The sequence below is a fragment of the Arthrobacter sp. B0427-1-12 genome, from assembly GCF_059092905.1.
The window spans coordinates 103,963-125,390 of record NZ_JBNHIC010000003.1 but is presented as its reverse complement, the minus strand read 5'-3'; the positions used below and the strand labels follow the sequence as shown (position 1 = coordinate 125,390).

Annotated in this window: 14 protein-coding genes and 1 pseudogene; 5 read left to right on the top strand and 10 right to left on the bottom strand. The window is 67.1% G+C overall.

Features of this window, described 5'->3' with window-relative positions:
• Positions 1–12: 12 nt before the first annotated feature.
• Together AC5RWU_RS03945 and AC5RWU_RS03940 are read right to left on the bottom strand one after the other, a co-directional pair.
• On the bottom strand, positions 13–690 hold the full coding sequence (locus AC5RWU_RS03945; protein WP_494029351.1) for a DUF5998 family protein: 678 nt from the start codon (positions 688–690) through the stop codon (positions 13–15).
• Positions 691–735: 45 nt separating this feature from the next.
• Positions 736–3,447, bottom strand: coding sequence for a bifunctional acetate--CoA ligase family protein/GNAT family N-acetyltransferase (locus tag AC5RWU_RS03940; RefSeq protein WP_494029352.1), 2,712 nt, complete (start codon positions 3,445–3,447; stop codon positions 736–738).
• A gap of 46 nt (positions 3,448–3,493) precedes the next feature.
• On the opposite strand from AC5RWU_RS03940, the gene AC5RWU_RS03935 reads away from it, so the two are divergent.
• Together AC5RWU_RS03935 and AC5RWU_RS03930 are read left to right on the top strand one after the other, a co-directional pair.
• Complete coding sequence (locus AC5RWU_RS03935) at positions 3,494–5,977, top strand: DNA gyrase/topoisomerase IV subunit A (RefSeq protein ID WP_494029353.1); 2,484 nt, start codon at positions 3,494–3,496, stop codon at positions 5,975–5,977.
• A 25-nt stretch (positions 5,978–6,002) separates the two neighbouring features.
• A pseudogene (locus tag AC5RWU_RS03930) lies at positions 6,003–6,523 on the top strand (DinB family protein).
• Positions 6,524–6,551: 28 nt separating this feature from the next.
• Here the strand turns inward: AC5RWU_RS03930 and cydD are convergent.
• The 3 genes from cydD to AC5RWU_RS03915 are packed head-to-tail and all read right to left on the bottom strand — an operon-like array spanning position 6,552 to position 12,736.
• Positions 6,552–10,031: a thiol reductant ABC exporter subunit CydD gene (gene cydD / locus AC5RWU_RS03925; protein ID WP_494029354.1), complete on the bottom strand. Its 3,480-nt coding sequence runs from the start codon at positions 10,029–10,031 to the stop codon at positions 6,552–6,554.
• 30 nt (positions 10,032–10,061) lie between these two features.
• Positions 10,062–11,081: a cytochrome d ubiquinol oxidase subunit II gene (gene cydB, locus AC5RWU_RS03920; RefSeq protein WP_494029355.1), complete on the bottom strand. Its 1,020-nt coding sequence runs from the start codon at positions 11,079–11,081 to the stop codon at positions 10,062–10,064.
• 47 nt (positions 11,082–11,128) lie between these two features.
• Positions 11,129–12,736, bottom strand: coding sequence for a cytochrome ubiquinol oxidase subunit I (locus AC5RWU_RS03915; protein WP_494029356.1), 1,608 nt, complete (start codon positions 12,734–12,736; stop codon positions 11,129–11,131).
• Positions 12,737–12,927: 191 nt separating this feature from the next.
• Between AC5RWU_RS03915 and AC5RWU_RS03910 the strand changes: the two genes are divergently transcribed.
• Positions 12,928–13,296, top strand: a complete 369-nt coding sequence (locus AC5RWU_RS03910; RefSeq protein WP_494029357.1) for a BlaI/MecI/CopY family transcriptional regulator — start codon at positions 12,928–12,930, stop codon at positions 13,294–13,296.
• Positions 13,297–13,302: 6 nt separating this feature from the next.
• Complete coding sequence (locus AC5RWU_RS03905) at positions 13,303–14,289, top strand: M56 family metallopeptidase (RefSeq protein ID WP_494029358.1); 987 nt, start codon at positions 13,303–13,305, stop codon at positions 14,287–14,289.
• A gap of 22 nt (positions 14,290–14,311) precedes the next feature.
• Here the strand turns inward: AC5RWU_RS03905 and AC5RWU_RS03900 are convergent, their stop codons facing one another.
• Positions 14,312–16,423 (bottom strand): DNA gyrase/topoisomerase IV subunit B, encoded by a 2,112-nt coding sequence (locus AC5RWU_RS03900; RefSeq protein WP_494029359.1) that lies wholly within the window; start codon positions 16,421–16,423, stop codon positions 14,312–14,314.
• Positions 16,424–16,653: 230 nt separating this feature from the next.
• Between AC5RWU_RS03900 and AC5RWU_RS03895 the strand changes: the two genes are divergently transcribed.
• Positions 16,654–16,878 (top strand): DUF7455 domain-containing protein, encoded by a 225-nt coding sequence (locus AC5RWU_RS03895; RefSeq protein WP_494029360.1) that lies wholly within the window; start codon positions 16,654–16,656, stop codon positions 16,876–16,878.
• A 187-nt stretch (positions 16,879–17,065) separates the two neighbouring features.
• On the opposite strand, the gene AC5RWU_RS03890 is transcribed toward AC5RWU_RS03895, so the two are convergent.
• The 4 genes from AC5RWU_RS03890 to AC5RWU_RS03875 form a co-directional block, all read right to left on the bottom strand.
• Positions 17,066–18,394, bottom strand: coding sequence for an RNA polymerase sigma factor (locus AC5RWU_RS03890; protein WP_494029361.1), 1,329 nt, complete (start codon positions 18,392–18,394; stop codon positions 17,066–17,068).
• 272 nt (positions 18,395–18,666) lie between these two features.
• A complete protein-coding gene (locus AC5RWU_RS03885; protein ID WP_494029362.1) occupies positions 18,667–19,056 on the bottom strand; it encodes a DUF4192 family protein in 390 nt (129 codons plus the stop codon).
• Positions 19,040–19,912 carry a DUF4192 domain-containing protein gene (locus AC5RWU_RS03880; protein WP_494029363.1) on the bottom strand — a complete coding sequence of 291 codons (873 nt, stop codon included), beginning with the start codon at positions 19,910–19,912 and terminating at the stop codon, positions 19,040–19,042. The genes AC5RWU_RS03885 and AC5RWU_RS03880 overlap by 17 nt, the downstream gene beginning before the upstream one ends.
• A 155-nt stretch (positions 19,913–20,067) precedes the next feature.
• Positions 20,068–21,396 (bottom strand): MFS transporter, encoded by a 1,329-nt coding sequence (locus tag AC5RWU_RS03875; protein WP_494029364.1) that lies wholly within the window; start codon positions 21,394–21,396, stop codon positions 20,068–20,070.
• Positions 21,397–21,428: the final 32 nt, after the last annotated feature.

Sequence of the window (21,428 nt, the reverse complement as noted above, 5' to 3'; positions counted from 1 at the left end):
ATCGCTCATCGGCTACCGCTGGTGGTGTCCGCGGTTGAACCGCGATCCCAGGCTCGCCAGGCGCGGGCGGGGTTCCCCGGCCGGTTCCGGTGCCCGGTGGGCCGCCGGCGGCGCGGTATTGACCTTCCTGAGGGCATGCGCGAAGGACTTGGCGTTCTGCACTGCCTTGATGCCGTCCGCCTCGGCGCTGACGCGCAGCACAATGTCCTCCTGCGCGATGGTTCCGGTGTAGCCGTGGTCCGCCTCGCACTGCGGATCACCGCAGCTGGCCGGGCCCATGTCCAGTCGCTGGCCCCCGGACCAGGCGATCGCCAGCGTCAGCTCCCGGGCCTGGTCGGACGGCTTGTAGTTCTGCGGCTGGGCGAACATGTAGCTCAGCACAACGGAGCTGATCTGGCTGACCGGCACCGATTCGGTCGAAACCTGGGCCATCACCTGGTGGCCTTGCTCATCCAGCTGCTGGTCATCGACGTGGGTGATGACCAGCATGTCCTCCGTCAGCACCAGCACGGTGATGTGGCGGTGCACCTCGGTCCGCTCAATGTGCGTTTCCAGATGCACCAGGTGGGACAACGGTTCCCTGCCGTCCAAAGCATCGTGGACCACATCCGCTACGAGGCACGGGTAGAACCCGGCCCGTTGAAGATCGCTGTCGAGGCTTCGGCTTTCGGCTGATTGTGCGGGAATCATGGTTCCAGTTTCCCCCACGAACGACGATTGATCCTAACCGTGTCCTCAGTCCCGCATGGCCCGGCGGGCGCTGTCGGTGCGCTGGCGGGGGTTTCCGATCCGCACATCGGCGCTGAGGATATTCAATCCGGACGTTGACACCAGGACCGGATTAAATTCCACGAGGGCGATTTCAGGATGTTCGTCCTTCATCACGGCCAGCCGCGAAATGAGTTCCTCCAGCGCGGCCACGTCAACCGGCGGCAGGCCCTGGTAGCCGAAAAGCTTGGTGGCCGCACGCGGTGCGCGGACCAGGTCCGCCACGTCCACCGTCGTCAACGGCGGAATGCTGTGCGCCCAGTCATCCAGGAGGTTCACGGCATCGCCGGCCAGGCCGAAGGACAGTACGGGGCCCAGCAGCGGATCCTCAATAGCCCGCAGCGTGCAGGCCTGGCCGGAGGGTGCCATCGACTGCACCTCCAGTCCGAAGGTTCCGAACGGAGCCAGGACCTGCTTCATCTGCTCGATGTTGCGCTGCAGCGACTCCGCGTTCAGGATGCTCAGCCGCACGCCCCCCATATCCAGCCGGTGCCGCAGGTGTTCATCCGTCGTCTTAATGGCCACGGGCCACCCCAGCCGGTCTGCCGCGGCGACCGCCTCATCCGCCGATTCGAAGGGCACCGATGGCAGGACGCGGATGCCGTAGAAACCCAGCAGTTCCGCGGTTTCTTCGGCGCTGAGCCGCAGGAGCCTGTCGCCGGGCACCCGTTCCACCAGCTGGTCGATCCGGTCCGCCGCCTTCGCGGTGTCAATGCCCTCCGGCTCCACGAACACACCGTGGTCCCGCCGGGACCAGGCGGCATAGCGTACGACGTCGGCCAGCGCGGCTACCGCTGTGCCCGGACTGCTGTAGCAGGGCACCCCCGGCTGGCGGTTGTCCACTGCAATGGCATCGGCTGCAGACGCCGTCGAGGCCAGCAGGCCCTCGGCCACAATAGCTGGGTCCAGAATGCCGGTAAAAGCTGCCACGACGGGCTTGCCCGCCAGCTCGACGCATTCCTGCAGGCAGCCGACGATACGCTCGACGGTCAGGCCATGCGCCGGCAGCAGCGCCACCACCGCCGAATGTACGTCGGGCGACTGCAGTGTTTCCAGCAGGCCGCGGCGCAGCACAGGCAGGGCAACCGACGGGCCGGCGTCGAGATCCAGATCCGCCACAATCTGCCGGACATCGAGTCCGTGGCCGGTGGCCGCATCCGCAACAATCCGTCCCAATGCCTTGGAATTGCTGAACACGGCCACTGACGCGCCACCGGGCAGCGGCTGGCTGGCCACGATCTGGGCTACGTCCATCAGCTGCTCGTTGGTCGAAACACGGATGACGCCGGACTGCCGCAGCATGGCGTCCAGCGCACCGGGGGGTGCCTGGGTGGTGCGGACCACGTGGCCGGGCGGCAGCTGCAGGCCCAGGACATCGGACTTGGCCACAATCACCGGCTTGCTGTGGGAGAGCCGGCGCGCGATCCGGGAAAACTTGCGCGGATTGCCGAAGGATTCCAGGTAGAGGCCCACGGCATGGGTGTCCGGATCGTCCTCCCAGTACTGCATGACGTCGTTGCCGGAGACATCCGCGCGGTTGCCGGCGGACAGGAAGGAGGAGATGCCCAGCCGCCGGCGGCTCGAAGCCGCGTACAGCAGCACGCCCATCGCGGCGGACTGGGTGAACAGGCCCAGCCCTCCGCGGCGCGGCATCTCCGGAGCCATGGAGGCGTTGAGGGACACCGCGGGATTCGTATTCGCGATGCCCAGCGAGGCGGGGCCGATGACCCGCATCCCGTTCGCCCTGGCTTGGCGCACCAGGTGACGCTGGCGCGCGACTCCGCGTTCGCCGTCGTCCGCGTAGCCCGCCGTCACCACCAGCAGTCCCTTCACGCCGGCCGCGATGCATTCCTCGACCACGGCAGCCACCTGGTCATACGGCACGGCGATCACGGCCAGGTCCACCGGTTCCGGCACCTCGGCGATCCGCGCATAGGAAACCATCCCCGCCAGCTCGAACGCTTCCGGGTTGATCGCGTAAACCGGGCCGGTGAAGCCGCCTTCGATCACATGTTCCAGCAGCTGGTAGCCAATGGTCCCCCAGTCCCGGCTCGCCCCGACGACGGCGATCGACTTCGGCGCCAGCAGGCCGGCGACGCTGCGGGCCTCGGCGCGGTGCTCCCGCGCTTCCATCACCGCCCGGGACTTCTCCGTCGGGTCAATGGCGAACTCCAGCGCGACGACACCGTCGTCGAACCGGCGCTGCACCTCGTAGCCCGCTTCGGCAAACACCGTGAGCATTTTCCGGTTCTCCGGCAGCACCTCCGCGGAGAAGCGCCGGATGCCGTTTTCCCGGGCGGCGGCGGCCAGGTGCTCCAACAGGATGGAGCCCACCCCGCGGCCCTGATGCTCGTCGGCGATATTGAAGGCCACCTCGGCCTCCGCCGGCTCATCGAGCCGGTCGTACCGTCCGACGCCGATGATCTCCGGACCCTTCGTCACTGCGAAGGCCACGCGGTTTATATGGTCCATCGTCGTGAACCGCTCCAGCTCCTTGGCCGACAGTTTGGCCTTGTAGGTGAAGAACCGCAGGTAGATGGAGCTCTGGGACTGGGACATGTGGAAGGTCTGCATCGCCTCCGCGTCCGCGGGCATGATCGGCCGCAGATGGGCCGTCGCTCCGTCGCGCAACACGACGTCGGCTTCCCAATATTCCGGGTAATGTCCGTGATCCGCCATAGACTCACTGTATTCCACCAAGCATCAGTAAGGATCCGCTGCACCTATGGCCCGCCGCCAAACTTCCGCTCCCGCGCAGGACTACACGGAGAACATCGTCGACGTCGACGTCGCCTCCGAGATGGAGGTCTCATTCCTCGAGTATGCGTACTCGGTGATTTATTCGCGCGCGCTGCCGGACGCGCGGGACGGCCTGAAGCCGGTGCAACGGCGCATCCTCTACATGATGACGGACATGGGCCTGCGGCCGGACCGCGGACATGTGAAGTCGGCCCGCGTGGTCGGCGAGGTAATGGGCAAGCTCCATCCGCACGGCGACACCGCCATCTACGACGCCATGGTCCGCATGGCGCAGGACTTCTCCCTGCGCCTGCCGCTGATCGACGGCCACGGAAACTTCGGCTCGCTCGACGACGGCCCGGCCGCACCGCGGTACACCGAGGCCCGCCTCGCCCCGGCAGCGTTGTCGCTGACGGACCATCTGGATGAAGATGTCGTGGACTTTGTGCCCAACTACGACAACCAGCTCATGCAGCCGGAGGTCCTGCCCGCCGCCTTCCCGAACCTGCTGGTCAACGGCGCCAGCGGCATTGCTGTCGGCATGGCCACCAACATGCCCCCGCACAACCTGGGCGAGGTGATCGCTGCTGCCCAGCATCTGATCGCGAACCCTGAGGCGCAGCTGGAGGACATCATCCGGTTCATCCCTGGGCCGGATTTCCCGTCGGGCGGAAAGATCGTCGGGCTGAACGGCATCAGGGATGCCTACGCCTCCGGCAGGGGTTCGTTCAAGACCCGCGCCAAGGTGGAGGTCGAACAGCTGACCGCCCGCCGGACCGGCCTGGTCGTAACGGAACTGCCGTACGTGGTGGGCCCCGAAAAGGTCATCGAGAAGATCAAGGATGCCGTCACCGCCAAGAAGCTCCAAGGCATTTCCGACGTCGTCGACCTGACGGACCGCAACCACGGCCTGCGGCTGGTGATCGAGCTCAAGGCCGGCTTCAATCCGAACGCCGTCCTGCAGCAGCTGTACCGCTTCACGCCGATGGAGGATTCCTTCGGCATCAACAACGTTGCCCTGGTGGACGGCCAGCCGCGGACCCTGGGGCTGCTGGAGCTGCTGCAGGTCTATGTGGGCCACCGCCTGGACGTGGTGCGCCGCCGCACCTCCTTCCGGCTCGGGAAGAAGAAGGACCGCCTGCACCTCGTCGAGGGCCTGCTGGTGGCGATCGTGGATATCGATGAGGTCATCCAGATCATCCGCGCCTCGGACGAAACGGCCGAGGCACGCACGCGCCTGATGTCCGTGTTCGACCTGACCGAAATCCAGGCCAACCACATCCTGGAACTGCGCCTGCGCCAGCTGACCAAGTACTCGCGGATCGAGCTGGAAAAGGAACAGGAAGAGCTGCGCCGGGACATCGCGGAGCTTGAAGCCATCCTCGGCTCGGACAGCCGGCTGCGCGAGCTGGTGTCCGGGGAGCTGGGCGAGATCGCGGCCAGGTACGCCACCCCGCGCCGCACCGTGCTGCTCGAGTCCGAGGCCACCGGCCCCCTTGCCGGTGCCGCTGCACCGGCGGCCGCCAAGGCAGCGAAGGGCGCCAAGGCCGTGCTGCCGCTGGAAATTGCCGACGACCCGTGCTGGGCTATCCTCTCCAGCTCCGGGCAGCTGGCCCGGACCGCGGACCAGCAGGAACTGGCCGAATCGGGCCAGCGCGTCCGGCACGATGTGTTCCGGTCCGTGGTCCGGACCTCGGCCCGCGGCGAAATCGGGGCCCTGACATCCTCCGGCCGCATGATGCGGCTGCAGGTGCTGGACATGCCGGTGCTGGCACCCGCCGCCGGGCTGCCCAACCTGGCTGGCGGCGTGCCCGCCAAGGACTTCATCACCCTGCACCGCGGCGAATCCCTGGTGGCGCTGGTGCCGCTGAATGCCATGCTGGCGCTGGGCACGGCCCAGGGCGTGGTCAAGCGGGTCACACCGGACTACCCGCTGAACCGGGAGGACTGGGAAGTCATTACGCTCAAGTCGAAGGACGAAGTGGTCGGCGTGGCCGTGCCGCAGGAGGGCGACGACCTGGTCTTCATTACCAGGCAGGCCCAGTTGCTGCGCTTCGCCGCCGACGCCGTCCGGCCGCAGGGGCGGACCGCCGGCGGTGTCGCGGGCATCAGGCTCGGTGCCGAGGACCGGGTCGTCTTCTTCGGCGCGGTCTCCCCCACGGATGAGGCCGCCGTCGTAGTCACCATTGCCGGGGGCACGGCAGCGCTGCCGGGGATGGCGCACGGGTCGGTCAAGGTCACCCCCTTTGCCGAATACCCGGCCAAGGGACGCGCCACCGGCGGTGTGCGTGCCCACCGGTTCCTCAAGGGCGAAGACGAACTGACGCTGGCATGGGCCGGTCACGGTCCGGCCAAGGCCGCCGGCTCCAACGGCGTCGCCCGGGCCCTGCCGACCGAGCACGGCAGGCGCGACGGCTCCGGCATTCCGCTGGCCCATCCGGTCGACGCCGTCGGTCCGTCACAGAGTTAGACCGTCACAGAGTTAGACCGCCCCCATGGCCATCACACCGGAGACCAAGGACTGGACCTGGGTCCTCGACAAAGCCTGCCCCGAGTGCGGCTTCGATGCCCGCACCATGACGCCCGCGGCCGCAGGAGGCATCATCTGTGACGCCGTCCCGCGCTGGCGGCAGGTGCTGCTGCGGCCGGACTGCCGCCGCCGCCCGGATGAGCGGACCTGGTCGCCGCTGGAGTATGCGTGCCACGTGCGGGATGTGTTCGGGGTCTTCACCGAGCGGCTGGACCTGATGCTGCGCGAAGACGCTCCAACCTTCGCCGACTGGAACCAGAATGCTGCAGCGATGGCCGGTGATTACGCCAGCGCAGCGCCGGAGCCCACTGCGCGCGAACTCGAACAGGCGGGCCTGGCGCTGGCCGCGCGCTTCGATGCCGTTCCCGGGCAGCAGCATTGGGACCGGAAGGGCCTGCGGGGCAACGGATCGCTGTTCACGGGGCCACACTTGCCCAGTACTTCGCCCACGACATCGTCCACCACCTGCACGACGTCAAGGGGTAGCGGCCCGGCGCTATCGCCGTTAGCCGGCCTATTGCCCGACCAGGTCGCCTGCCGGACTTCCCAGCTCCAGCCGCCTGTCGCAGTAAGCTGCGTCCTGCGGATTATGGGTCACCATCACCACGGTCTTGCCGGCCAGGCCGGAGCGCAGGTCCAGCAGCAGCTGCTGGCCCGCCTCACGGTCCAGATGCGCGGTCGGCTCGTCCAGCAGGACGACGTCCGCCTCCGTCAGCAGTGCGCGGGCGACCGCCAGGCGCTGCCGCTGGCCACCGGACAGCCAGGTGCCCGCTGGACCGATCCGGGTCTGCAGGCCCTCGGGCAGCCCCGCGGCGAAGGAACCGAGCCCCACCGCTTCCAGCGCGTCCCGGATCTCCCGTTCCGCCGGCGGATTCGACTTGTCCCTGGCGAGCAGCAGATTGGCCCGGATGCTTGAGTTGAACAGGTGCGCCTCCTGCGGACACCAGGCGATGCGCCGGCCCGCAGTTTCCTGCCCCGGAAGTTGCCGGCCCAGCGGCTGCCCGTTCACCAGGTAGTCGCCGTGTCCGGGCGCCAGGAAACCCAGCAGGACGCCCAGCAGCGTGGACTTACCGCTGCCCGACGGCCCGGTGACGGCCAGCCATTCCCCGGCCCGGACTTCGAAGGACAGGTCAGTGAAGACGGGCTCCGCCTGCCCGGGATAGCGGTATTCAACGTTCCGCAGCGCCAGGGATGTCACGGCCGTGGGTTTGCCGCCGCGGTCCCCGCGCACCGCGGCGGTTCCGGTCTCGGCAGTGCAGGTCTCGGCAGTGCCAAGCTCAGCCGTTCCGAGGCCTGGAATGACCCTATCGCCCAGTCCGCGCCAGGCGGACCACTGCTGGACCGCGGCGTTGATGGCGATGAAGGGTTCCGCCAGGGCCAGCTGCATGAGGATGACGACGGCGGCAATCCCGGGATGCACGTCCGTCGCCGCAGCTGCCTGGATCATCAGCAGCGCGCTGGCGGAGCCGGCCAGCACCGTCAGTCCGTTGGCCAGCCCCTGTGCCCAGGCGCTGCGCTGGACGGCTGAGGTCGCAAGCCCATCGATGCGGCCGACGTCGGCCCGGACCCGGTCTGCCGCACCGTTGGCCACCAGGTCCGGAGCGGCCGCCAGCAGCCGTGTCACGGCGTACAGCGAGCGGGCCTTGAGGTTGACCGTGGCAGCTTGGGCGGCCCTGTCCGCGGCCAGCGCGGCGGCCGGTGCCACCACCACACCCACCACGGCGAGCAGCAACTGCCAGATCAGGCCGGACGGCATCAGCAGCGCCGTGGCAACGCAGGACGCGGCCGCTGTCAGCAGGCCGACCAGCGGAGCGAAGACCGCCCGAGGCGCCACGTCGCGCAGTTCGTCGACGTCGCCCACGAGCCGGTCCAGCGCCCCGCCGCCGCGCGCCAGCTTCCGCCACGCTTCCGGGCGCTGCAGCAGTCCGTTCCAGAGCCGGAGCCGCAGGTTGTTCGTGCTGTCGAAAACAGCGTCGTGCAGCCGCAGCCGTTCGTGGTAGCGCAGCACGGCACGCCCGATGCCGAAGAACCGCACGCCGACGATGGTCGTCATCAGGTACAGGATCGGCGGCTGCTCGCTCGCCCTGACAATCAGCCAGCCGGACAGTGCGGTCAGTGCCACGGCGAACAGGGTCGCGCCGAGGCCAAAGCTCAGCGCCGCCACGAACTGCCGCTTCCACGGCTGCAGCATGGCCACGTTCTGCCAGAACGGCTGCCGGAACGTCGGCGCTTCAGCGGCTGCCTGCCGGGAGGCAGCGGCCGAGACACCGTCGGTACCGTCGGCAGCAGTTTCCCGTACCGGCCCGGAAACAGCGGAGCCCGTCCCCGCCGGGCCCATCCCAGCAGCACCCGCACCGGCAGCACCCGCACCGGCAGTGCCGGCCGCACGCCTCACGGGGATCAGCTGATCGGCCAGCGACGCCGTCGCAGGATCGTGGGCCACCAGCACCACGGTGACCTTCCCGCGGAGGGCGGCGAGCGCCGCCTCGATGGCACGGGCGCTTGCGCCGTCCAGGTGGGCGGTGGGTTCGTCGGCCAGCAGCAGCCGGATGCCAGGTACATGCTCAACCCTTGCCAATGCCCGCGCGACCGCCACGCGGCGCAGTTCGCCGGGGCTCAGCTCCGCGGCGGCGGTGTCCACCAGGTGGGCCGCATTGATCCGGGAGAGCGCCTGGACGGCGGCCGCCCGGGCGTCCACGCCGGCGGCCAGGCCGGCATAAAGGGCGATCTCCTCCACAACCGTCTCCCCGATCAGCACCGGATGCTGCGGGATCCAGGCCACGGTTCCCTGTCCGACGCCGGCCACCTCGCCGCTGATCCGCATCCTGGCTCCGTCCCGGCGCAGGCCCGCGAGGACCTCAAGGACAGAGGTCTTGCCGCTGCCGCTCGGACCGGTCAGGGCGGCGATGGTGCCGAAGGGAATGGCGCAGGTGAAGCCACTGACGGCTGCGGTTTCCCGTTCCGGATAGGTAATGGACAGGCCGCTGACGGTAACCGGTTCCGCGCCGTGAGCGCCGGGAGCGCCGGGAGCGCCGGTCCCGGCCGGAACCAGCGGGCGGCTGGACGGAGCCTGCAACACCTCAGTGGTCCGGTTGAGCGACTCAAGGCCGTCTTCGCTGGCGTGATGGGCCGACCCCAGGTCGCGCAGCGGCTGGTAGCACTCCGGGGCCAGGATGAGCGCCAGCAGGCCCGCCTCCAGGGTCATGCCGCCGTGGATCAGCCGGACTCCGATGAAGACCGCGACGATGGCCACCGAGATCGTCGCGATCAGCTCCAGCGCCAGCGAGGACATGAACGCAACCCGCAGCGTTGCCATGGTCCGGGTCCGGTACTGCTCCGACACGTCGCGCAGCGCCCGGGTCTGCGCCGCGGCCCGCCCCAGGCCCACCAGGACCGGCAGGCCGCGGGCCAGTTCCAGCAGGTGGTCGGAGAGCCGGTCCAGGGCGGAGGCCGCCTGCCGGACCTTGTCCTCCGTATGCAGGCCGATCAGGATCATGAAGACCGGCACCAGCGGCACGGTCAGCACGATGACCACGGCGCTGGTCCAGTCGGCGGCGAGGATGCGCACACCGATCAGCAGGGGTACGACGGCGCAGGTCACCAGCGCGGGCAGGTACTTGCCGTAGTAATTGTCCAGGCCGTCCAGTCCGCGGGTGACCAGCACGCTGAGGGAACCGGTCCCCCTCTCCGGCTGCGTGCCGCCGTCGTCCATCAGTCGCCGGATCAGGGCGCCGCGCAGCTCGTCCTTCACTCCCGCAGCAGCGCGCTGGGCCACGGCGTCCTGTCCCCACACCGCCAGCGAGCGCAGGACGGCGCCGGCAGCGCCGGCGGCCAGCACCCGCGGCAGGTCGAGCGTCCCACCGGCCAGCCCGGCGACGCCGGCGGCAACGGCGTCAGCCAGCAGGACGAGCCCGGCAGCCTTCAGGGCGGCCAGCAGCCCCAGCAGGTACAGGGCTCGTTTGCTCGTGGGGCTGACCGGCAGGACGGGTTTCATGGATCTTCCTTGCGCTCTTGGGTGCTGCCGTTACTGCACCGTGACGGCGTGGGCCGCCGGGATGCTCGAGATGCTGACCCGCTTGCGGAAAACCCAGTAGGTATACCCCTGGTACAGCAGCACTGCGGGGATACCGAACGCCGCGATAACGCTCATGACGCCCAGGGTGTAGTCCGATGACGAGGCCGACTCCACGGTCAGGCTGAAGGCCGGATCGAGGGTGGACGGCAGCACGTTGGGGAAGAGCGCTGTGAAGATGGTCGCCGTACCGGCCACCAGGAACACACCGAGTCCGGCAAAGCTCCAGCCTTCGCGGCCGCGCCGGGCCATCGCCCACGCCCCGGCGGCGCCCGCCACCGCCACGGCCAGCGTGAGCCAGGTGACGGATTTGCCGTACATCAGGTGGACGGCGGTGGCCCACACTGCCATGGGCAGCAGCCCCACCGGCAGCCAGCGCAGCAGCAGCCGGCGTGCCCGCACACGGATCACACCGTCTGTCTTCAGCATGAGGAACGCTGCGGCGTGGACCAGGCAGAAAAGCACGACGGCGGCCCCGCCCAGGAGCGCGTAGCCGTTCAGCCAGGCGAACGGGCCGCCGACCCGGTCGCCGTTGTCATTCAGCGGCAGGCCGGTGGTGGTCAGGGCAAGGGCGGCGCCGACGCCGAAGGCGGCGACGAAGGAGCCCAGCGCAATGGCCCAGTCCCAGCGGTTGCGCCAGCGGTCCGAATCCATCTTGCCCCGGTACTCGAAGGCGACGGCGCGGAAGATGAGGCCCAGCAGCACCAGGACCAGCGGCAGGTACAGAGCGGAGAACAGGGAGGCGTACCAGAGCGGGAAGGCCGCGAAGGTGGCCGCCCCCGCCGTCACCAGCCAGACCTCGTTGCCGTCCCAGACCGGGCCGACAGTGTTCAGCAGGACGCGGCGCTCGGTATTGTTGCGGGCAAACAGCTTCATCAGCATGCCGACGCCCAGGTCGAAGCCTTCCAGGAAGAGATAGCCGGTCCAGAAGAACGCGATGATGACAAACCAGACGGTGGGCAGGGTTTCCACGTCAGACCTCCGGGTTGAGGTGGGCAGGGGCGGTCGTGGGCAGAACGTCAGTAGGCAAAGGCGAGGACATCGTCTTCCTTCCCTTCGGCACCCGGGTGGCTGCCGTCGTCGTTCCCGTCCTTGTCCTGCCCGCCGTTGCGGCCGGCATGCAGCAGCTCCGGCATGGCGGAGGGCACGCCGCCGCGACAGTAGGCGACGAGCAGCTTGACCTCAACCACCAGCAGGACCGCATAGACCGTGGCGAAGGCGATCAGTGAGAAGAGCAGTTCCCCGGTGGAGACGCCGGGTGAGACGGCGGCGGCGGTGAACATGAAGACGCCGTCGACCCCGTTCGGATCCGGGTTCGGCGCCACCACGAAGGGCTGGCGGCCCATTTCGGTAAAGATCCAGCCGGCCGAATTCGCCCCGAAGGGCGCCAGGATCCCGAACACGGCCAGCCGCATCAGCCATTTGGACTCCGGGACGGTTCCGCGCCGGGTGAGGAACCAGGCCGCGAATGCAGCCAGCGCGGCCAGGCCGCCAAAGCCGATCATGATCCGGAAGCCCCAGTAGGTGACCGCCATGACCGGTACGTAGTCGATTTCGGCCCCGGCGCGCTCACCGTACATCGGATCGTCCGGCAGGTGGGTTCCGTAGTCTTCCTTGTACTGCGGCAGCAGCGTGTTGATGCCGTCCACATCCGTGGTGAAGTCGCCGTTGGCAAGGAAGGACAGGACGCCCGGCACCTCGAAGACCGCGACGATGTCGTCGCAGCCCTCCGGACTGACACTGCCCAGAGTCAGGATGGAGAAGGCGGTACCGTCGTGGCAGGCGCCTTCGGCGGCGGCCATCTTCATCGGCTGCTGGTCGAACATCAGCTTGGCCTGCAGGTCGCCGGTGAGGCCGGTGCCGGCGAAGGAAATCATGGCGACGAGGGCGCCCATCCGCAGCGAACGCAGCCAGACTTTATGGTCGGAGGCGTCGCGGCCGGTGGCTTCGTTCGTGCCGACAATGACCTTCTTGTCCGGGCCGACCGTGTCGATGCCGTCGCGGCGCCGCTTCCACAGGTGGTACCAGCTGATGCCCAGCAGGAAGCCGCCGGCGACGGCCAGGGCACCGAAGATGGTGTGTGTGAACGCCACGACAGCGGTGTTGTTCGTGAACACAGCCCAGGCGTCGACCATGACCGGCCGGCCCTCCACCATTTCGACGCCGACCGGATGCTGCATCCACGAGTTCGCCACGATGATGAAGTAGGCAGAGCAGACGGATGCCGTCACGGCGCCCCAGAGGCTCAGCAGATGCACTGGCTTGGGGACCCGGTCCCAGCCGAAGATCCAGACTCCCAGGAAGATCGATTCGACGAAGAACGCCAGCAGCGACTCCATGGCCAGCGGCGCACCGAAGACGTCGCCGACGAAGCGGCTGTATTCGCTCCAGGCCATGCCGAACTGGAATTCCTGTACCAGCCCGGTGGCCACGCCCATGATGAAGTTGATCAGGAAGAGCTTGCCCCAGAACTTGGTCATCCGCAGGTAGTTGTCCCGCCCGGTGCGGAACCACAGGGTTTGCATGACGGCCACCAGCAGTCCCAGCCCGATGGTCAGCGGCACCATCAGGAAGTGGTACACGGTGGTGATGCCGAACTGCCAGCGGGCGATTTCCAGTGCTTCCACGGCTGTCCCTTCGTCGCGGATCCGCGGCGGCCGGTCCCGCCGCCGGATTTCTACATCCCGTAGAATTTCTACGTCGCGTAGAAGACTACGCTTCTACGGAATGTAGAACAAATCGGGAAAACCCGGTAACTTTGGACAGGGACCGCAGTGGACCTAGCTGATATCGCAAGGCCGGCACGTAAAGGACATATATGGCAACTCTGGGAGATCTGGAACGCACAGTCATGGACCTGCTGTGGGAAAAAACCGAGGCCATCACCGCCAACACCCTTCGGGATCTGCTCGCCCAGCGGTCCGCGACCAACAACGGCAAGGAACTCGCCGTCACCACAGTCCTGACTGTGCTATCCCGGCTTGAGAAGAAGAACCTGGTTGTGCGCGAACGTGATATCCGGCCGCACCGTTACCGGGCCTCCACCAGCCGCGTCGAGCACACCGCTGAACTGATGCACGAGGTACTCGGTTCCGCACGGGACCGCGAGGCAGTGCTGGCCCGCTTTATCGGCACGGTCACCGAAGGCGAAGCAGAGGCGCTGCGCAAGATCCTCGGCGCCGGCTGACCTTTCATGATCCTGGCCTCCTGGCTGCTGGCAGGCCTGGCCGTCGTCCTGGCATGGCCGGCGCCGGTGATGCTCTCACGCGCCCAGTGGCCGGCACGCTCTCCTTTTACCGCCATGATCCTGTGGCAGGCAATCGCCCTCGCCGGCGGCCTGTCAATGATCGGCGCCATGCTGGTCTGGGGGATCGCGCCGCTGGGTGACAACCTGATCGTGGCCCTTGGCGGTCTATGGGAGGTGGTGGTCAACAACAGGCCGGCGGAAACGCTGGGCCTGCTCCATGTCTTCGCGCTCAGCGCAGCGTGCCTGCTGAGCGTTCATTTGGTTTTCACCCTGCTGCTGACGCTGTACCGCATCCTGACCCAGCGGCGGCGGCACCGGGACATGCTGAACCTGCTCAGCTCGCCCGCCCCCGACTCCCCCGCGACACTGGTCATCAACCATCCGGCGCCAGTGGCCTATTGCCTGCCCGGCGGCGGCCGTTCCGTGACTGTCCTCTCCGACGGTCTGCTGAGCCTGCTCAACGAGGCCGAACTTGACGCCGTCATGCGGCACGAGCGGGCCCATCTAACCCAGCGGCACCATCTGCTCCTGTGGGCCTTCGCGGCCTGGCGTGCTGCCCTCCCGTGGCTGCCGACGTCGCAGTTGGCCCAGCAGGCAGTCATCGAGCTGATCGAGATGCTGGCCGACGACGTCTCCCTCAAGCAGGTGGACGGGAAGGTCCTCATCCGCGCCATTGCCATCGTTGCCTCAGGCTCGGCCGGCGGGCCCGCCGATGCTGCCGGACCCGCCGATGCCCGTCAGGCCTCGGCCCTGCGCGGCCAGCTGGCCGAAGTGCACGACGCCAGCCAAGAGATCACCGCCCACCGGCTGAAGCGCCTGCTCAGCCCGCAGCCGCCGCTGGGAGCCGGCGGCCAGGCCGCGGCTTTGGCGGCGTCGGCCCTGCTGCTGGCCGTCCCCACCGGCCTGCTGGTGGCACCTCAGTTGTTCGGCTGAGTTCCCGGCGAGCGGCCCGGGCTCAGGCGTCGATCATGTCCCGGTCCAGCACCGCTGCGCCGGCGATGATGAATTCCTTGCGCGGGGCAACATCGCTGCCCATGAGCAGGTCGAAGGCACGCTCGGCCGCCTGGGCGTCCTCCACCCGGACCCGCCGAAGCGTCCGGTGCCGCGGATCCATTGTGGTCTCGGCAAGCTGGTCTGCGTCCATTTCGCCCAGGCCCTTGTAACGCTGGATGGGCTCCTTGTACTTCCTGCCCTCCCGTTCCAGCCGGCCCAGCAGCTGGTGCAGTTCATTCTCCGAATACGTGTAGACCAGCTCGTTCGCTTTGGCGCCGGCATTGACGACCTCCACGCGGTGCAGCGGGGGCACGGCCGCGAAAACGCGGCCTGCCTCCACCAGCGGCCGCATGTAGCGGAAGAACAGTGTCAGCAGCAGCGTCCGGATGTGGGCCCCGTCCACGTCCGCATCCGTCATCAGGATGACCTTCCCGTAGCGGGCGGCATCCAGCTGGAAGCTGCGGCCCGAACCTGCGCCCACTACCTGGATCAGGGCAGCACATTCGGCATTGGAGAGCATGTCCCCCACAGATGCCTTCTGGACGTTGAGGATCTTGCCGCGGATCGGCAGCAGGGCCTGATGATCCGAGGATCTTGCGTGCCGCGCGGTGCCCAGTGCGCTGTCGCCCTCGACAATGAACAGTTCGGAGCGGGTCACGTCGTCGGTGCGGCAGTCCAGGAGCTTGGCCGGCAGCGAAGACGTTTCCAGGGCGGTCTTGCGGCGCTGCGTTTCCTTGTGCATGCGCGCGGAAATACGGGACTTCATCTCCGCGACAACCTTCTCCAGCAGCTGTGAACTCTGCTGTTTGTCCGCGCGGGCGGTGGAGTTGAGCTTTGCCGTGATCTCCTTTTCGACCACGCGGGCGACGATGGCACGCACCGCCGATGTGCCCAGGATCTCCTTGGTCTGGCCTTCGAACTGCGGCTCCGCCAACCGGACCGTCAGCACCGCCGTCATGCCGGCAAAAACGTCGTCCTTCTCCAGCTTGTCATTGCCGGCCTTCAGTTTGCGGGCATTGGCCTCGACGACTTTGCGGAAGGTCTTCAGCAGCGCCTGTTCGAAGCCGCTTTGGTGGGTGCCGCCCTTGGGGGTGGCGATGATGTTCACGAAGCTGCGGACGGTGGTGTCGTAGCCCACGCCCCAGCGCAGCGCAATGTCCACTTCACAGTCGCGCTCCACTTCGGCAATCCTGCTATGGCCGCTGTCGTCGAGCACGGGAACGGTTTCCTTGAACTTCCCCGACCCGTGTACCCTCCAGACATCCGTCACGGCACCGTCTGCGGCCAGGAAATCAACGAACTCGGAAATTCCGCCGTCGTGCTGGAAGACTTCCTCGACAGGCCCGCTTTCGCCCGGCGTCCCCGGCAGCCGGCGCTCGTCGCGCAAGGTGAACCTCAGGCCAGGGACCAGGAACGATGTCTGCCTTGCCCGGGCCTGCAGTTCCTCGTAGGAGAACTTGGCGTCCGGGGTGAAGATCTGGCGGTCCGCCCAGTACCGGATGCGGGTCCCGCTGACACCGCGCTTTGCCTTCCCCACCACATCGAGCGAGGAGCTTGCCACGAACGGTTCGAACTTTGCCGTGGGAGTGGCCGATTTTCCGGAATCGGCGAAATGCCCCGGCTCACCGCGGCGGAAGGACATTTGGTACGTCTTGCCGCCGCGGTCCACCTGCACATCCAGGCGCGAGGACAGTGCATTGACGACGCTGGCGCCCACACCGTGCAGACCCCCGGATGCCGTGTAAGACCCGCCGCCGAACTTTCCGCCGGCATGCAGCTTGGTGAATACCACTTCGACCCCGCTCAGGCCCGTCTTGGGTTCGACGTCAATGGGGATGCCCCGGCCGTCGTCATGGACTTCGACGGATCCGTCCCGGTGCAGGATGACCGTGATGCTTTGCCCGAAGCCGGTTAGCGCCTCATCCACCGAGTTGTCGATGATCTCCCAAAGGCAGTGCATGAGTCCGCGCGAATCGGTGGAGCCGATGTACATGCCCGGACGCTTCCGAACTGCTTCCAGCCCTTCCAGTACGGAAAGATGCCGGGCAGTGTAGTCAGAACTTGGTGGCGTCACGTGCTTCGAAACTCCTAATGCGGTCGACTTGCTGGTTGTCGGCAGGAAATCCCCGACTCTACTAGCCTAATCCCGGCTGCCTGCTTGGCCGCGAAGGCGCCACCGGCGGACAATATTTGAGCGTTCAGGCAACAAAGGGGTACGCGCTGAGCGAACGGAGGCCGAACCTCCAAATATTTCCAAGGTCAGGATGGTTGTATAGATACAACGCATCATCTAAGGAGGCCATCATGACAACAGCAGTAGCAGACCGGACCCTGACTGCGGCAGACCGTTGCGACCGCTGCGGGGCACAGGCCTACGTCCGCGTTGTACTGGAGTCCTCCGGAGGGGAGCTGCTCTTCTGCGGACACCATGCCCGCAAGCACGAGGACCAGCTGCGGCCCCTTGCCGCGGAATGGCGGGACGAAACGAACCGCCTGCATGAGAAGGATTCCGCGGGCGCCAAGAACTAGGCTTTATGGCTCGCTCCCGTGGCACCGCCAGGGGAGCAACACCGGACTATTAAATGGCTGTGGGCCCCTCCTTGCGGAGGGGCCCACAGCCATTTAATCCGGCCGTTCACATCGGCACCGGCGCGCTGGACCTGGGCCTTGAGGCGCCTGCTGGAGCCGGCCCCTGAAAGGCCGGCTCCGCGGTCCTTTAGTCCAGGTAGTCGCGCAGCACCTGGGAACGGGACGGGTGGCGCAGCTTCGACATGGTCTTGGACTCGATCTGCCGGATCCGCTCCCGCGTCACGCCGTACACCTTGCCGATTTCATCCAGCGTCTTCGGCTGCCCATCGGTGAGACCGAAGCGCATGGCGACAACGCCCGCCTCACGCTCGGAAAGCGTGTCCAGCACCGAGTGGAGCTGCTCCTGGAGCAGCGTGAAGCTGACGGCGTCCGCGGGAACAACGGCCTCGGAGTCCTCGATTAGATCGCCGAACTCCGAATCCCCGTCTTCGCCCAGCGGGGTATGCAGGGAAATCGGTTCGCGGCCGTACTTCTGGACCTCGACGACCTTTTCCGGCGTCATGTCCAGTTCCTTGGCCAGTTCCTCAGGAGTTGGTTCACGGCCAAGGTCCTGCAGCATCTGCCGCTGCACACGGGCCAGCTTGTTGATCACTTCGACCATGTGGACGGGGATACGGATGGTCCGCGCCTGGTCCGCCATGGCACGCGTAATCGCCTGCCGGATCCACCACGTGGCGTACGTCGAGAACTTGAAGCCCTTGGTGTAGTCGAACTTCTCGACCGCGCGGATCAGGCCCAGGTTACCTTCCTGGATCAGGTCCAGGAACAGCATGCCGCGGCCGGTGTACCGCTTGGCCAGGGAGACGACCAGGCGGAGGTTGGCCTCCAGCAGGTGGTTCTTGGCCCGCTTGCCGTCGTGGACGACCCACTGCAGCTCGCGGACGAGCTTCGGATCCAGGTCCTTCTCCTTGGCAAGCTTTTCCTCGGCGAACAGGCCTGCTTCGATGCGCAGGGCCAGATCGACTTCCTGCTCCGCATTCAGCAGCGCCACCTTGCCGATCTGCTTCAGGTAATCCTTGACCGGATCCGCCGTCGCGCCGGCGGACACGACCTGCTGGGCCGGAGCGTCTTCATCATCGGCATCCGAGTAGACGAAGCCGGTGCTGGTGGTTGTTTCCTCTTCGCTTTCCTTCTTCAGCTGCTCTTCGTCGGGCGCCTCTTCGGCAGGGGCATCCATGTCCAGTGCCTCATCGTCTGCCGTCTCGTTGACGGTGGCAGCGGAGTCCTTGGCACCTGCCGCTTTGCCGGCAGTCTTGGCAGCGGCGGGCTTGCGGCCACGGGGCTTGGAAGCCGCCGCGGCGTCGGTCGTCTTCGCAGCAGACTTGGTGCGGGTGCCGGCCGACCTCGCACCGGTCTTGGTGGCGCCCTTGGCGCCTGCGGCAGTGCTCTTGTCCGCACCGGAGGCACGGCGCGCAGTGGTGTTGTCTACCTCAGGGGTTTCATTGGCCGGTGACACAGAGAACCTTTCATACGGCGTCTTGTGGCATCACCTGCGGGTAACACCACTATGACCCTGTCAAGTCCGTGATTGAAATCAAGCAAATCCGGCAGTTCAGGGTCCACTTAAGCAGAACCTCAACTACCGCGCCGTTGTTCCCTCAGGGGACTCCCAGCGACACTTGATACACGAACCCGACCGGGTCTCGGTTCCCATTGTCTCATGATTTTGGCGGGCCCGGCGCACCTGCGGGCGACTGCCGGAGTGAACACGAGCCCGGCGGCGTCTCCTCAGGCGGTATCTCCGGCGGCGTCTCCTCCGCCGGCCATGCGGTACGACCCCTTCCAAGCGCTTTCCCTGACGGTGCTCCAGGACGGCAGTGCACCAACGGCAAGCAGCTCGCGCAGCAGCCGCGCCAGATTGTAATCGGGACAGTCCGCCAGGCACCGGTCGAGGTACTGCTGGGCGAGCGAACCGCGGGCCCGCGCCCATTCGATCCAGGCCAGCATGGTCAGCAGCGCGGCCTTGGCATCCCCCTCCGCCACGGCCGCCAGCTCGCGGAACAAGGCATGGGCCGCATCGATGCGGCCCCAGTCCGGGCGTTCAGTGGATCGTCCCACCAGGACTGCCCCGAAACACTCCGCTGATTCCTTGAGATCTGCGTCAGCCAGAATCTCCATCAGGTCGACCGGCTCCCAGCCGCTGGGCAGCCGGAGGACGCTGGCAGATTCGGACAGCAGTCCGCAGCCTGCGGCACCGGCCACAGCGATGGACAGGCCCGCGGAGGCGCTCAACGCTCCGGCACTCCAGACTGGCAAGCAGGAATCCCGCCGTCTTCGGATCCCGGCGCAGTCCGCCGTCGGTGGCCCCGTCCCTGGCCAGATCGATGCAGCGGTCCCAGACCGCCAGAGTCTGGGCGAACTGCACCGCCTCGAGCCAGCAATTCCCCAGCCGGTCCGCTACATCCGCTGCAGCCTCCAGCACCTGGGCAGCCCGGGGCCAGCACGGCGGATCGCCTTGGGCCACTGCAGCTTCACTGGAGGGTGCGAAACTGCTGCCTTGGTAGACCATTTCGGTGCTGAGCAGGCTGGATTTGATGGTCTCAACCGGGCGTCCCGGCCACGGGCAGCAGCCGGAATCGGTGCAGAAATAGTCCCGCCAGTGCGTTTCCGAGATGTGCCAGGCCTCGCGCAGCGGCATTCCGGCGTCCGCGAGCTCCAGGCCCAGAAGGCACACAAGGTCTGCGTGCGGAGGGCTGGCACGCTCCAGCCAGGGCTCCTGCGTGTACATGGCCAGCAACGTGGCGTCCGCGGTCCGATCTGCCTCCAGGAAGCCGCGGACCTGCGAGGCATAGCCCAGCAGATCAAGCGGCTCGCTGGCCTGCGGCAGGTCCAGGCGAAGGGTCGCGCCGACCCGGGTGCCGGACAGGGCAATGAACACCAGGCTCTCGCGGGGCTGGAAGCCCAGGCAGTGGGGAATATAACCCAGGATGTCCGAAGGGGAGGTGACTTTGATGGGGGTGGAGTCGGTTGTCATGCCAGCAGTCTGTTGACCCGGCGAATCCGCCGGAACGGCCAGACGGGACTATGTGCACAGCCGGCCTGCCGCCACCGGTTGTGCAGGAGCAGTCGAGGCAGTAACAGTCGACGCCGAGCAAGCCGCCCCAGGAGCCGGTTAAGCGCCGGAGCTGGTTAAGTGCCGCGGCGCTCCCGCCGCCGGCTGCGCTCCCTAACCAGGACTTCCTTCACCGTCGGCACCCGCACTCCCTCGGCCGCCATCCGGGTACGGACCTTCCGCCGCGTGACCAGGATGCCGGTGATTCCGATGGCAATCACCACGAAATGGACGCAGAGCGCGATCCGGAAGGAATCCAGCGCATAGAGGTCGCCGCCCGAATATCCGGCGGCGAAGAGCAGATCGAGGATCACGCCGACCAGGAACATGGTGCTCAGTGCCGCGAAGAACCCGCCTACATTGACGATTCCGGTTGCCGTCCCGATCCGATGTGCCGGGTTAAAGGTCCGGGCAATGTCGAAACCGAGCATGGACCCGGGCGCGCCGATGGCCAGCACGCCGACCAGGACAATGAGAAGCCACAGCGGTGCACGCCCGGGATACAGCAGAACAGCGGCCCATGCCGCCGCGGTGGCGCAGCCCACTGCGATCACTGCGCTCGACCGGCGCAGCGGATGCCGGGCCGCCCAGTAGCCGAACATGGGCCCGCACACTATCGCGACCACCACGAAAATGGACATGAGCGCAGCAGCCGTCGTCGGGTCGAGCCCCTGCGCCGAAATAAGGAATGGATAGCCCCAAGTGAAAATAAAGACATTGCCTGCGAACTGGGTGGTGAAATGCGACCAGAGCCCCAGCCGCGTGCCGGGCTGTTGCCAGACGCGGACCACCGACACGCCGGTCTGACGCCAGGTGGAGGGCTCCGGCCGGTCCGTCGAATGCGGCGGATAGCTCCGGACCACCGCAAGGGTCAGTACCAGGGACAGCACGGACAGCGCCGCGACGGACACGAATGCCGGGCTCCAGCCGACGTTGTTCAGGATGGCTGCGAACGGCACGACGCTGATGATCTGCCCGAGCTGGCCCAGCATGCCGGTCCACTGGATCAGCATGGGGATCCGCCGGCCCTCGAACCATGCAGGCACCAGGCGCAGCACGGAGATGAATGTTGTCGCGTCTCCTGCGCCGACCAGGACACGGCCCAGGATTCCTTCCGGCACCGACGAGGCGAGTGCCAGCTGCAACTGCCCGGCCAGCATCAGCGACGCGCCGGCGGCAAGCATGACCCGTGCCCCGAACTTGTCGACGAGCACTCCCACGGGCACCTGCAGGCCGGCATAGACCAACAGCTGCACGACCGAGAAGATGGATAGGGTGGCGGCGGTGGTCCCGAATCGTTCGGTAGCGTCGATTCCGGCCACCCCGAACGACGTTCGCTGGGTAACCGCTGCAATATAGGCAAAGACGCCAACGCCCCAGACCCACCAGGCTCGTTGACTGTTCATGCCCCCTATTATGTTCGCCCGCAAATCGCGGC

Excerpts from the sequence above, each read along its gene's own strand:
- AC5RWU_RS03895 (WP_494029360.1), top strand. The coding sequence starts at position 16,654 with ATGACAACAGCAGTAGCAGACCGGACCCTGACTGCGGCAGACCGTTGC.
- AC5RWU_RS03940 (WP_494029352.1), bottom strand. The coding sequence starts at position 3,447 with ATGGCGGATCACGGACATTACCCGGAATATTGGGAAGCCGACGTCGTG.
- AC5RWU_RS03910 (WP_494029357.1), top strand. The coding sequence starts at position 12,928 with ATGGCAACTCTGGGAGATCTGGAACGCACAGTCATGGACCTGCTGTGG.
- cydD (WP_494029354.1), bottom strand. The coding sequence starts at position 10,031 with ATGAAACCCGTCCTGCCGGTCAGCCCCACGAGCAAACGAGCCCTGTAC.
- AC5RWU_RS03905 (WP_494029358.1), top strand. The coding sequence starts at position 13,303 with ATGATCCTGGCCTCCTGGCTGCTGGCAGGCCTGGCCGTCGTCCTGGCA.
- AC5RWU_RS03880 (WP_494029363.1), bottom strand. The coding sequence starts at position 19,912 with ATGACAACCGACTCCACCCCCATCAAAGTCACCTCCCCTTCGGACATC.
- AC5RWU_RS03945 (WP_494029351.1), bottom strand. The coding sequence starts at position 690 with ATGATTCCCGCACAATCAGCCGAAAGCCGAAGCCTCGACAGCGATCTT.
- AC5RWU_RS03875 (WP_494029364.1), bottom strand. The coding sequence starts at position 21,396 with ATGAACAGTCAACGAGCCTGGTGGGTCTGGGGCGTTGGCGTCTTTGCC.
- AC5RWU_RS03935 (WP_494029353.1), top strand. The coding sequence starts at position 3,494 with ATGGCCCGCCGCCAAACTTCCGCTCCCGCGCAGGACTACACGGAGAAC.
- AC5RWU_RS03885 (WP_494029362.1), bottom strand. The coding sequence starts at position 19,056 with ATGGAGATTCTGGCTGACGCAGATCTCAAGGAATCAGCGGAGTGTTTC.